This is a genomic window from Streptomyces sp. NPDC107498, assembly GCF_055582805.1.
The window spans coordinates 475,097-487,349 of sequence record NZ_JBVJPE010000002.1 but is presented as its reverse complement, the minus strand read 5'-3'; the positions used below and the strand labels follow the sequence as shown (position 1 = coordinate 487,349).

Below are 12,253 nucleotides of genomic sequence, written 5' to 3'. Positions count from 1 at the left end.
GGGGCCCGGGTGCCCCGAAGGGCGGGGTCCGGCGGGCGCGGCCGGGGCGGCGGAGCGACCCTGGAGAGGGGGGACCCCGTGCAGGAGAGCCCGTCGACCGAGAGGTCCGTGATGACCCACCCCTTCCCCGACCCGCTGCCCCCGTCGCCGATCCCGCCGCCCGGGCCCCCGCCGAACCCGGTGCCGGCCCCGCCGGAGCCCGCGCCTCCGCCGACTCCCCAGCCGGGCGGCCCCGTACCGGACCCCGAGCCCCGGCCCGAACCCGGGCCCGCCGGCGGGCCGCCGGAGCCGACGTGGAGGTGACGGAAGGAGACCGAGCTTCCGCGCGACCCTTGTCACGGAGCGTGCGCCACCCCTAACTTGGACGGCTGTTGCTGTGTTCAAGGGGGGCCCATGGCCGTACGCGGACGTCACCGCCGCCACCAGCCGAGCCGGATCAACCGTGCCTCGCTCACCGTCACGGCGGGAGGCGCCGGCATGGCGCTGCCGCTGATCGGAGCGGGCGCCGCGCACGCCGCCTCGCTCGACGTCTGGGAGAAGGTCGCGTCCTGCGAGTCCTCCTCCAGTTGGCACATCAACACGGGCAACGGCTACTTCGGCGGCCTCCAGTTCAGCCAGTCCACCTGGGAGCGGTACGGCGGCACGCACTACGCGCCGCGCGCCGACCTCGCCTCCAAGGACCAGCAGATCGCGATCGCCGAACGCGTTCTGAAGGGCCAGGGCCCCGGTGCGTGGCCGTCCTGCGGCCCCGGGGCGGGGCTCGCCCGGGGCGGGGAGGCGCCCCACGTCACCACCCGGCGCGCCACGACGGACGAGCCGACCGGCGGCGGGAACGCGGTCCGCACGGCGTCCCTGCCGGGGCAGCGCGTCTTACCCGAGCGGGCGGCGCACGGCACGAGCCCGACCACCGTGCCCACCGTGCGCGAGATGTACACCGTGACGCCCGGCGACTCCCTGTCGGAGATCGCCCTCGACGAGCACGTCAAGGGCGGCTGGCAGCGCCTGTACGAGGCCAACCGGTCCGTCGTCGGCGACGATCCCGACCTCATCCACCCGGGCCAGCGCCTGACCCTGCGCATCACCGCCCCCAGGAAGGCGGAGAAGGCCGATCCGGCCCCCAGGACCGCCCGACCGGCCAAGGCCGCGCCTCCCAGGACCGTGCCCCCCAAGGCCGCCGCGCCCTCCAAGGCCGCGCCCCCCAAGGCCGCCGCGCCCAAGGCCGTGCTCCCCAAGTCGCCCGACGCCCGCCCCTCCGCGAGGCCGTCCGCCAAGCCCCACGCCCAACCGGTCGCGAAGCCCGTGGCCAAGCCCCACGGCAATCCGAAGCCGAGCCCCAAGCCGCACACCCCCAAGCCGCACCCCAAGCCCCACACCAAGCCGAGCCACAGGCCCGCGCCCAAGCCCGTTTCCCAGCCGGCCGGGCACAGCTACTCCGCGCCCGTCTCCGCGGGCATCGGCACCCGGTACGGCACCCGTGGTTCCTCCTGGTCCAGCGGCTACCACACCGGGGTCGACTTCCCCGTGCCCACCGGCACCTCGGTCAAGGCCGTCGCCGGCGGCCGGGTCGTCTCCGCCGGGTGGGGCGGCGCGTACGGCTACCAGATCGTCCTGCGGCACGACGACGGCCGCTACAGCCAGTACGGGCACCTCTCCGCCCTCACCGTCCGCGAGGGCCAGCGGGTGCACGCCGGTCAGCGCATCGCGCGCTCAGGATCGACCGGCAACAGCTCGGGACCGCACCTCCACTTCGAGATCCGGACGGGCCCCGGGTACGGCTCCGACATCGACCCCCTGGCGTATCTCAGGGCGCGGGGCGTCTCCTTCTGACGCCGGGGAGTCCGTCGCCGACGGCGGCTCGTGCGGGACGGCCATGCGGTCCAGCGTGAGCTGGACGAGGCCGGCCGCCGCGACCGTGCCGCAGACCAGCGCGGCGACGGTGCCCGCCGTGCCGTACCGGAAGCTCTCGCCGAACAGCGTCAGGCCCACCGCCGCCGCGACCACCGGGTTCACCACCGTGACGGTGGCCAGCGGGGCGGCGAGCCCCGCGCCCCGGTACGAGGCCTGGGAGAGCAGGAGGCCGGTCACCGCGAACCCGGAGAGGAGCAGCAGCCCCGTCCACTCGGCGAGCGGGGCCCGGGGCGTCCACTCCTCGGCCACGGCCTTCGTGAGGACGGAGGCGATGCCGAAGGAGACGCCCGCCGCCGCGGCGAGCACGACGCTGCGCAGCACCGACCGGCCCACCAGGCGCGCGGCCGTGAACAGGACGACCACCGCGCCGAAGGTGGCGCCCGCCAGCAGCCACCGCTCCCCGTCGGACAGGGAGCCGGCCTCGGAGCCGCTGGTGAGGCTCAGCAGTCCGGCGAGGCCCGCCGTGGCCATCAGCGCGCCGTGCCAGGCCCGCCGCCCGGCCCGGCGGCCGACGAACAGGGCCGCCATGGGCAGCGCGAAGACGATCGTCAGCGCACCCAGCGGCTGGACCAGGCTGAGTGGCCCGTACGCCAGGGCGGCGACGTGCAGGGTCGCACCGGCGCCGTTCAGCAGGACGGAGACCCACCAGGCGGGGCTGCGCAGCGGCGCGTAGCGCGGACCCGTGGCGGAGGCCGCGACACGCTCCTGCACGATCGCCGCGGCCGCGTAGGCGACCGCGGAGGTCAGGGCCAGGGCGACGGACAGCACGAGTGGACTCATACCTTCCACGATCTCTCTTCCCGGCCGTTCCCGTCGTCGTACCAGGGGACGTCTTCGTGGGTACCACCGACGCAGTACACGGCCCCCGCGTACGCCTCCGGATGTACACCCGCGCAGGTCGGAAGGGGTGCAAAGCGACCTTTACGGTCTCCGTGCGGCGGCTCCGAGGGGGCCTCGGGGGCCTTCGGAGAAGTTACGGTGGGGGCCGACGACAGGACTCCGGGGCGGGGGCGTGCGCATGGGACTCGGCGCGAGCGGCGACAGCGGGGCGCCGGGCGGCTTCTTCGCCCTGCGGACCACCGCCCCCGTGACCGGCGGCGCGCACCGCCCGCTCGCCCGGCTGTACGCGGGGGAGGACGGCCCCCTCACCGCGCGCGTGGACCACGTCACCGCCCGGCTCGGCGTCCCCGAGCGACGCGTCGGCGCCTCCGTCGCCCACCTCGGGCTCGCCGCCCGGCTCTGGTCCGTCGCCCTCGGCCCCGCCGCGCTCCACGGCCGCTTCCCGGCCCTCGACCCCGCCGGGCTCTCCTGGGACGGGGCGCTGACCTCGCCCGACGACCTGTGCTGGACCGGCTCCACGACCCGCCCCGCGACCGTGGCCGAACTGCGCGCGGCCGTCCAGGAGGCCCACCTCGTCCCGCTCCACGAGGCGCTGCGCCGCGACGGGAACGTCTCCCCGCGGCTGTTGTGGGGCAACGCCGGCTCCGCCCTCGCCGGCGCCCTGCGCGAGCTGACCCGCTGGGCGCGTGCCCACGGACGGCCGGAGGCGGCCCGGCGGGCGGCCTCCCTGGTCTCCGGCCTCCTGGACCACCCGGACCTCGCCGGGACGGTCCGCGGCCCCCGGCTGCGGCGCACCAGCTGCTGCCTCTACTACCGCGCACCGGGCGGCGGGCTGTGCGGCGACTGTGTCTTCGACCACGCCCCCCGAACGGGTTTGGAGGCGCGGCCCCCCGCTCCGTAAAGTTGGGCCTTTGAATGCCCGCGAGCGGCGACGTACGAGCGAACGAGGAACCCGAAGGCCATGACGGTGACCGAAGAAAACCAGGAATACGGGCCGGGCATCGACCCCGAGCGCCTGGCCGTCTGCCTGAGCGTCCTCGACGAGCTCGACGGGATCGACGTCGACCACCCGGACGCGATCACCGTCCGGCGCGCCACCGCCGGGATCTACCGGACCGTGAAGCAGCGCCGCCGCCAGGAGCGCCGGGCCGCGAAGACCGCGAACGACAAGGCGGTCACCGAGGCCACGGCGACCGGCTCCGCGCAGCGCATCGACGACGAGACCGAGGGCCTGCTGCCCACCTCCGTCACCGAGGAGGGGCGGATCGCGGGGATACTCCAGCGTCCGCGTTCCTGCTACGTCTGCAAGACGCGGTTCGTCGAGGTCGACTACTTCTACCACCAGCTCTGCCAGCCGTGCGCGGCGCTGAACCGGGCCAAGCGCGACGCCGGCGCCGACCTCACCGGCAAGCGCGCGCTGCTCACCGGCGGCCGGGCCAAGATCGGCATGTACATCGCGCTGCGGCTGCTGCGCGACGGCGCCCACACCACCATCACCACCCGCTTCCCCAAGGACGCCATCCGCCGGTTCAAGGCGATGGAGGACTCCGCGGACTGGATGCACCGCCTGGAGGTCGTCGGCATCGACCTGCGCGACCCCGCCCAGGCCGTGGCCCTCGCGGACCAGGTGGCCGAGGCCGGCCCCCTGGACATCCTCATCAACAACGCGACGCAGACCGTGCGCCGCCTGCCCTCCGCCTACTCCGCCCTCGTCGAGGGCGAGAACGCCCCGCTGCCGGCCGGTGAGCTCCCCGCCCACCACGTCATCGGCGCGTTCAACTCCGGCGCGGTCGGCGAGCTCGTCGGCTCGTCCGAGCTTCCCGCCGGCGTGCGGGACCTGGAGGCCCAGCAGGTCGCCGACCTCGCGCTCGTCGCGGGAAACGCCACCATCGCCAAGCACCTCGACGGCACCGCCATCGACGCCGGCGGCCTGGTGCCGGACGTCGTCGAGAGCAACACGTGGGTGCAGAGCATCGAGCAGATCTCCCCGGTGGAGCTCCTGGAGACCCAGCTCTGCAACTACACGGCCCCGTTCATCCTCATCAGCAAGCTGCGGGCGTCGATGGCCGAGGCCGCGAAGAAGGCCCCCAGCGGGCGCGCCTACGTCGTGAACGTGTCGGCGATGGAGGGCGTCTTCAGCCGCGGCTACAAGGGCGCCGGCCACCCGAACACCAACGCCGCGAAGGCCGCGATGAACATGGTGACGCGGACCAGCGGCCAGGAGATGTTCGAGACCGACGGCATCCTCATGACCTCGGTCGACACCGGCTGGATCACCGACGAGCGTCCCCACTTCGACAAGCTGCGCCTCGCCGAGGCCGGTTTCCACGCCCCGCTCGACCTCGTCGACGGCGCGGCCCGGGTGTACGACCCCGTCGTGCGCGGCGAGGCGGGCGAGGACCTCTACGGCTGCTTCCTGAAGGACTACGCCCCTGCCAACTGGTAGACCGCCCGGACCACCGCCCCCCTGCGGACGGTGGATCCGGAGGCCGTCCGCAGGGACGGCCCCGCGGTCCCGGCACGAGCGCCCCATCGGCCTGATGGGGCGCTTTTCCGTTTCGCTTCACCCGATTGCGTCACACTTTGGAGCCCGGTAGAGCGCGGGGGTGCTCATTTGGTTAGTCTGATGCCCACGGTCGGCCACCGAGGACACACACCGTCCTCACGGCCTTCCCGGGACAGGCCTGCCACCAAGGCCGCGGTCCCGCCACGAACGGCGCCACCGCGACCGACCGGCACTTGTCCCACAGGTACGCGACACAAAGGAGTGCGCGGTGACACCCGAACTGACGAAGCAGGAACCGCGACCGGCCGAACGCAACGACCGGCCGCGCCGGAAGGGCGAGCTGGGAAGCCTCGACGTGTGGGCCCATGCGGCCCCGATCCGGCTCGCGGGCTACGAGGAGGACCTCGCCGAGCCCCACATCCTGCCGGGCATCGACTGATCCCCTCGCTTCACCCCGGGTGCCCCCGGCCGTTCGCGGCCGGGGGCACCGGTGCGTTCGGCGGGCCGTGTCCGGACTCCGGGGCGTTCAGCGGGTGGTGTCCCCGGATGCCCGCAGCCGGGTCGGCGGCAGGTACTCCCTCACCAGGGTCCGGTGCCACCAGGCCCCGGTGGCGCGGAGCTCGCGCCAGGTCGTGTAGCGGTAGCGGTACAACCGGGCGCGGACGAAGGCCGGCGGGGCGTCCGGGAAGGGGTTGTGGGCGAGCAGCCGCAGGGTGTCCCGGTCGCCGTCGAGCAGCCGCTCGACGAAGGGCCCGAACCACGCGCGCGCGTACCCGGGGGAGAGCGCGGCGAACCACATCAGCCAGTCGAGCCGCAGGTGGTACGGGGCGAACTGCCGGGGCAGCCGGCGGGGGTCGCCCGGCTTGCCCTTGAAGCCGTACTCGCGCCACACCGTGTCCGGGTGCGGCTCCGGGTCCTCGGTGCCCTCGACGACGATCTCGTCCCGGACCCGCCCGACGGTGCCGAACGCGCCGTAGCTGTTGACCAGGTGGTACGGGTCGTAGGAGCGGTTCATCGCCTGGTGCCGGGAGAGCAGGTTGCGCGCGGGGCGGTAGCTCCGGACCAGGACGAAGGCGGTCGCCGCGACCACCACGACCACGTACCAGAGCGGCGGATCCGGCTGGGGGTGCCCGCCGGTGAGCGGGGAGGCGTCCACGACCGACAGGGCCAGCACGATCGTGATCCAGTTCAGCCAGGCGAAGTTGCCGGAGAGCACCAGCCACAGCTGGGTCGCCACCATCAGACCGGCCGCCACCGTGGCCACCGGCTGCGGGGCGAAGAGCAGGAACGGCACGATCAGCTGGACGACGTGGTTGGCCGCGACCTCCACCCGGTGCAGCGGCCGGGGCAGGTGGTGGAAGAACCAGCTCAGCGGACCGGGCATCGGCTGGGTCTCGTGGTGGTGGTGGAGGCAGGTCAGGTTCCGCCAGCAGGGGTCGCCGCGGATCTTGATGAGTCCGGCGCCGAACTCGACGCGGAAGAGCAGCCAGCGCAGCAGGAACAGGACGAGGACCGGCGGGCCCGTGTCGTCGTTGCCGAGGAGGACCGCGAGGAACCCGGTCTCCAGGAGCAGGGACTCCCACCCGAAGGAGTACCAGGTCTGGCCCACGTTCACGATGGACAGGTACAGCGCCCAGGGCACCAGCCACAGGAGCATCGAGACCGGCAGCGGCACGGCGTCCCCCGCGCCCGCGACGAGCGCGAGCGCGAGGGCGGCGCCGGACCAGGAGACGGCCGCGAAGAGCCGGTCGGAGTAGCGCCAGTGGAAGAGGGAGGGCGTGTGGCGCGCGCGGGTCAGGCGCACGTACTCCGGCACGGGGAGCATGCCGCGCTCCCCGATCAGCGCCTGGAACTGGAGGGCTGCCGACAGGAACGCCACGCAGTACAGCCCGGCGAGGCCCCGCTGGAAGACGATCCGGCTCAGCCAGTGGTCGGGCGCGGTGAACCACTCCATCCCTTCCAGTATCGGGCCGGGATCACGCTTCGACGAGGCGTCGGAGGGTCCGGCCGAGCAGGCGGGCGTACGCGTGCTGGAGCCGCGGGACCACGGGCCCGGCGAGCCGGGTGTACCAGGTGGCGGGCCTGCTGAAGGCGGTGACCGTGAAGCGGACCGTGCCGTCCGGCTCCAGCTCGACGACGAAGGACTCCTCGCCGCACTCCGCGTGCCCGCTCAGGGTGCCGTAGGCGAAGCCGACGCGGTTCTCCTCGTACGCCGTCCAGATCACCGAGCAGGGGACGCCGATCCGGAGCGGGCCGGCGCCCAGTGACACCACCAGGTGGACGCCAGGCTCGGCGCGGTCGGCGTCGGCGCGGACGCGCGCCCCGGAGGCACGGTGCATCCGCCAGGTGGTGACGGCCGCCCCGGCGGTTTCGAAGGCGGCCCTGCCGTGGCCGACGACCGCGCTGTGCCGCAGGTGGTGGTAGGCGGCGGGGAGCGCCTCCGGGGTGCGGGTGGCGCCGACCTCGCGGTAGGTGAGGGCCGGTCGGCGCGGGGCGGGGCGGGAGAGGTCGTGCGTCAGGCGGGTCATGCCGGAAGCTCCGTTCGGGGCAGGGGCAGGGGCAGGGGCGGGAGGGAGGGGAGGGCGCGGTCCGCCGCGAGGCGGCGCCGGGCGAGGAGCGCGCAGACGGTGAAGCCGAGGGCGTTGCCCAGGCCGTGCGTGGCGGCCGTCCAGGTCAGGGAGAGGTGCGGAAGTCCGGTCGCCTCGCCCAGCGCCCAGCTGAGCGCGAGCAGCATGGTGGCGACGAGGACGAGGGCCGAGACGGCGAGGAGGCCGCGGGTGGGCCGGTCGGCGGCGAGCTCCCGGCGCTCCCGCAGGGTGAGCACGGAGACCGCGGCCATGCCGGCCGTCAGGACGACGGCCCCCGCGAGCTCGGCCCAGTCGTCGACGAAGTAGCCGAGCAGGACGAGCAGGGTGCCGGCGGGGACGCTGAGCGCGGCGAGGCGGGCGGCGGGGCCGTCGGACGTGCGGCTGACGAGTCCGGCGACCAGGGCGGCGGCGAAGCCGGCGAAGTGGAAGTGCGGGACGGTCAGGGCCAGGACGTCCAGGTCGAAGCCGAACAGCGGGTACGAGGCGCGCTCGGCGACGAGCGCCAGGCCGGCGACGGACGGGGCCACCAGGGCGGAGAGGACGGCGATCTCGCTCGCCCGGAGCGAGCGGGTGAGCGTCAACCGGGCCGGGGCCTGGAGCGCGAGCGCCAGGGTGGCGAGGGCGTACACCGCGGCGAGCGCGGCGGCGGCCGTGGAGCGGGGCAGCCAGAGGGCCAGGGCGCCGGGGGCGGCGAGCAGGGGCCAGGCGCGGCGGAGCGGGTCCCAGCCGGGCGGCCGGGGACCGTCGAGGAGCGCGAGCCCCGTCGGCACGACCCAGAACATGCCGATCATCACGACCGATCCCACCAGGACCGACAGCACGGTCATACGGAGCCACCCCCACTTGAACGTGTTCAACCGACAGGTCGAGCGTAGGTCCTTTCTTGAACGCGTTCAAGTGGCCCGTTGCCCCGTCCCGACCCGGTCGGCCGCTCTCCGCTTGCGGGGGCCCGTGCCCTGCGACAGACATGAGGCACTGGCCGGAACCGGGCACCGGGCCCGGCGGAGAGAAAGTCGGGAGAACAAGGTGCGCTCATCCCTCCGCCGGACGCGGCGGATCCGCCCCGCGGCCGCGGGCCTCGTCTCGGCGCTGCTGCTCACGGGCTGCTCCTCCGCGGGGGAGGGCGCCGGCGGCGAGCCGGCCGCGGCCCCCGCCCAGGACGTCCTCCTCCAGCCGCTCGGCGCCCACGGGCCCGACCCCTTCACCGCCTCCACCGTCCGGAACACCGCGCCGCCCACCACCCCCGACCGGCAGCCCGGCGACGGGACGCAGCAGGCCCGGGAGGTCGCCGGCTCCGCCCCCGGCCTCTACGGCGGCACGCGCGCGATCGGCAGCTGCGACGTCGAGCGGCAGGCCGCCCTCCTCGCCGCCGACCGCACCAAGGCGCACGCCTTCGCCGAGGCCGCCGGCATCCCCGAGACCGACGTCGCCGGCTGGCTCCGCGGACTCACCCCGGTCGCCCTGCGCCTCGACACCCGCGTCACCGACCACGGCTACCGCGAGGGCCGCGCCAACCCCTTCCAGGCCGTGCTGCAGACCGGTACGGCGGTCCTCGTCGACCGGTACGGGGCCCCGCGCGTCCGCTGCGCCTGCGGCAACCCGCTCCGCAGCCCCGCCGCCGCCCCGGGCGGCATCCACCGGGGCGACCCGTGGGACGCCTTCGACCCCGACCGCGTGATCACCGTCCGGCCCGCCGCCTCCGTCGTCGCCGGCCTGATCATCGTGAACACCACCGACCGCACCTGGATCGAGCGGCGGACCGGCAGCGACGGGGAGCAGGACAAGGAACCCGCCGTGGAACCGGCCTGCGACCCCGACGCCTGCGCCCTCGCCGGCTCGGGCACGCCCGACCCGAGCACGCCCGGCCGCCCCACCTCCCCGGACCCCAGCGCCCCGGACCCGGCCTCCCCGGACCCCGACCGGCCCGCCCCCACGGTCCCGCTCCCCGACGCCCCCGACCCGTCCGGCACCGGAGGCACGGGCACCGACCCGACGGCGCCGACGCCGCAGGCCCCCGACCCGGACACGGAGCCGGTCCCCGACCCGTACACCGATCCCTACGCCGACCCCTTCCCCGACCCGTTCGCACCGCCCCCCTCCGAGGCGCCCGTCGTCCCGGACGAGCCGTCGCCGCCCGACGAGCTCTTCCCGGCCGGTCCGGTGCCCGACCGGCCGGAGGCCTTCCAGGGGTGAAGGAGATCTCCCTGGTGCGCACCGGCGGTGCTGCGCCTAGCGTGGCCCCATGAACGCGGGCAGCGGCGGCGAGGCGACCGCGCGGCCGGGCCGTGCGCCGGACGAGCCGGGTCCCGGGGCCCGGATCCTCGCCGACCACGGCTCCGCCTTCCGCATGGGCGGCTTCGACTGGGACCTGCTCACCGGAACCATGACCATGGACGACGCCGCCCTCGACGTCTTCGACATGGACCGCGAGGAGTACGACGGCAGACCCGAGAGCCTGGCCCCGCGCGTGCTGCCGGACGAGGGCCGCCAGCTCGACACCCTCGTGGCCCAGGCGCTCAAGGACGGCAGCGAGGAGTACGGCGCGTACTTCCGCATCCGCCGCCGGGACGGCCGCCACCAGTGGACCCACACCCAGGGCCTCGTCCACCGCGACGAGACCGGCCGGCCCGTCCGCATCATCGGCATCCTGCGCGACGCCACCCACGAACTCACCGAGTCCGCCGCCCGGCTCGGCCTCGACGAAGGGCGCCGGAGGCGCGCCGGCGTCGTCGAGGGCACCACGGCGGCCCTCGCCTACGCCCGGACCGTGCAGGACGTCATCGACCTGCTCAACGACTCCCACGCGCTCGAACACTTCGGCGCGGCCAGCCTCGTCGTGGGCCTCCTCGAAGCCGGGCGCATCCACCTCGTCGCCGAGGGGCCCGACGGGGCCTTCGTGCCGGGCACCCGGTTCACCCGGGTGGACGAGCCGTACCCGATGAGCGAGGTCATCCGGACCCTGCGCCCCCGGTTCATCGACTCGACCCGGGACTTCGCCGACTCCTTCCCGGTGCTCTGGCCGCACATCAGCGGGCTCGGCATCACCGCCGCCGCCTATCTGCCGCTCATCGCCCAGGCCCGGCCCATCGGCGCGCTCGGCCTGCTCTACAGCGACAGGACCGGCTTCAGCGAGGACGAGCGGACCCTGCTCGTGGCCCTCAGCAGCAGCATCGCCCAGAGCCTCCAGCGGGCCATGCTCTACGAGCAGGAGCACGACCTCGCCGAAGGGCTCCAGCAGGCGATGCTGCCGCGCCGGATCCCCGAGGTGCCCGGCGCCCAGACGGCGGTCCGCTACCGCTCGGCCCGCCTCGGACGGGACGTCGGCGGCGACTGGTACGACATCATCGCGCTGCCCGGCGGCCGGGTCGGCTGCGTCATCGGCGACGTGCAGGGCCACGACACCCACGCGGCGGCCGTCATGGGCCAGCTGCGGATCGTGCTGCGCGCCTACGCCGCCGAGGGCCACCCCCCGGCCACGGTGATGGCCCGGGCCTCGGTCTTCCTCCACGAGCTCGACACCGAACGCTTCGCCACCTGCACCTATGCGGAGGTCGACCTCGCCACCGGGGTCGTCCAGGTGGTGCGCGCCGGCCACGTCGACCCGCTGGTCAGGGAGATCGACGGCGGCTGCCGCAGACTCCCGGTCGACGGCGGGCTGCCGCTCGGGCTCTCCGCGGAGTTCGGCCGCCTCGACTATCCGGTGACCACCCTGGAGCTGGACCCCGGCCAGACGCTGATGCTCTACACCGACGGGCTCGTGGAGAAGCCCGGGGCCGACCTCGACGAGGGGCTCCAGTGGCTCTCCTCGCTCGTCCGGCGCGGTCCCGCCGACCTCCAGCGGCTCGCCGACCACCTCTGCGACGTCGTCGCCGACCGGGGCGGCGAGGACGACGTCGCGATCCTGATGCTGCGCCGCCACGGCACGTACCACCCGCAGGGCACCGGCCGCTTCCAGCAGCACGTGGCCCAGAACGACCCGGAGGCGCTGAGATCCGCCCGGCACATGATCCGGGCGGCCGTCCGGGCCTGGGGCGCGGGGGAGCGCGCGGACGAGATCGAGCTGGTCGCCGACGAGCTGATGACCAACGCCCTGATGCACACCGACGGCGGAGCGATCGTGACCCTGCGGATCCTGACCGGGCCCCCGCGGCGGCTGCGGGTGGAGGTGGAGGACCGGTCCAGCGCGCTGCCCCGGCGCCGCGAGGCGGGGGACGCGGGGGTGTCCGGGCGGGGACTGCTCCTGGTCGACCGGCTCTCGGACGCGTGGGGCGTGGAGTCGCGGGGCGGCGGCAAGTGCGTGTGGTGCGAGTTCACCGTGGAGCGGTGAACCTGTTGACCGAGCGTGAACTGATCGTACTTGCCCGTAACTGACGGTATGGGATTGACTTCGCTCACCCGCCGCATCGTGCGT

At 74.7% G+C, this 12,253-nt stretch carries 10 protein-coding genes; 6 read left to right on the top strand and 4 right to left on the bottom strand.

All coding sequences use genetic code 11. The annotated features are described in order from the left end of the window. The first annotated feature begins 393 nt into the window (after positions 1–393). A complete protein-coding gene (locus ACZ66Z_RS05350) occupies positions 394–1,827 on the top strand; it encodes a transglycosylase family protein (RefSeq protein ID WP_469932656.1) in 1,434 nt (477 codons plus the stop codon). Here ACZ66Z_RS05350 and ACZ66Z_RS05345 read toward each other — a convergent pair. Then, the gene (locus tag ACZ66Z_RS05345; protein ID WP_469932655.1) at positions 1,708–2,688 is read right to left on the bottom strand and encodes a DMT family transporter; all 981 of its coding nucleotides are present in this window, start codon (positions 2,686–2,688) and stop codon (positions 1,708–1,710) included. The two genes, ACZ66Z_RS05350 and ACZ66Z_RS05345, sit on opposite strands and share 120 nt — an antisense overlap. A 238-nt stretch (positions 2,689–2,926) precedes the next feature. Between ACZ66Z_RS05345 and ACZ66Z_RS05340 the strand changes: the two genes are divergently transcribed. The 3 genes from ACZ66Z_RS05340 (at position 2,927) to ACZ66Z_RS05330 (ending at position 5,693) form a co-directional block, all read left to right on the top strand. Then, complete coding sequence (locus ACZ66Z_RS05340) at positions 2,927–3,649, top strand: (2Fe-2S)-binding protein (RefSeq protein ID WP_469932742.1); 723 nt, start codon at positions 2,927–2,929, stop codon at positions 3,647–3,649. Positions 3,650–3,709: 60 nt separating this feature from the next. Next, positions 3,710–5,194, top strand: coding sequence for an SDR family NAD(P)-dependent oxidoreductase (locus ACZ66Z_RS05335; RefSeq protein ID WP_469932654.1), 1,485 nt, complete (start codon positions 3,710–3,712; stop codon positions 5,192–5,194). Between the two features lie 328 nt (positions 5,195–5,522). Then, entirely contained in the window at positions 5,523–5,693 is a 171-nt protein-coding gene (locus ACZ66Z_RS05330; RefSeq protein WP_382868442.1) for a hypothetical protein, read from the top strand. 87 nt (positions 5,694–5,780) lie between these two features. Here the strand turns inward: ACZ66Z_RS05330 and ACZ66Z_RS05325 are convergent, their stop codons facing one another. From ACZ66Z_RS05325 to ACZ66Z_RS05315, 3 genes are read right to left on the bottom strand one after another with little or no spacing between them, the layout of a single operon-like run. Continuing rightward, entirely contained in the window at positions 5,781–7,208 is a 1,428-nt protein-coding gene (locus tag ACZ66Z_RS05325) for a lipase maturation factor family protein (RefSeq protein WP_469932653.1), read from the bottom strand. 22 nt (positions 7,209–7,230) lie between these two features. After that, positions 7,231–7,782 (bottom strand): DUF1990 family protein, encoded by a 552-nt coding sequence (locus ACZ66Z_RS05320; RefSeq protein ID WP_469932652.1) that lies wholly within the window; start codon positions 7,780–7,782, stop codon positions 7,231–7,233. Beyond that, entirely contained in the window at positions 7,779–8,660 is an 882-nt protein-coding gene (locus ACZ66Z_RS05315; RefSeq protein WP_469932741.1) for a YndJ family protein, read from the bottom strand. The genes ACZ66Z_RS05320 and ACZ66Z_RS05315 overlap by 4 nt, the downstream gene beginning before the upstream one ends. Positions 8,661–8,868: 208 nt before the next feature. Here ACZ66Z_RS05315 and ACZ66Z_RS05310 point away from each other — a divergent pair, with 208 nt between their 5' ends. Together ACZ66Z_RS05310 and ACZ66Z_RS05305 are read left to right on the top strand one after the other, a co-directional pair. Further along, positions 8,869–10,035: a DUF6777 domain-containing protein gene (locus tag ACZ66Z_RS05310; protein WP_469932651.1), complete on the top strand. Its 1,167-nt coding sequence runs from the start codon at positions 8,869–8,871 to the stop codon at positions 10,033–10,035. A gap of 154 nt (positions 10,036–10,189) precedes the next feature. Further along, positions 10,190–12,169 (top strand): SpoIIE family protein phosphatase, encoded by a 1,980-nt coding sequence (locus ACZ66Z_RS05305; RefSeq protein WP_469932740.1) that lies wholly within the window; start codon positions 10,190–10,192, stop codon positions 12,167–12,169. Positions 12,170–12,253 lie beyond the last annotated feature (84 nt).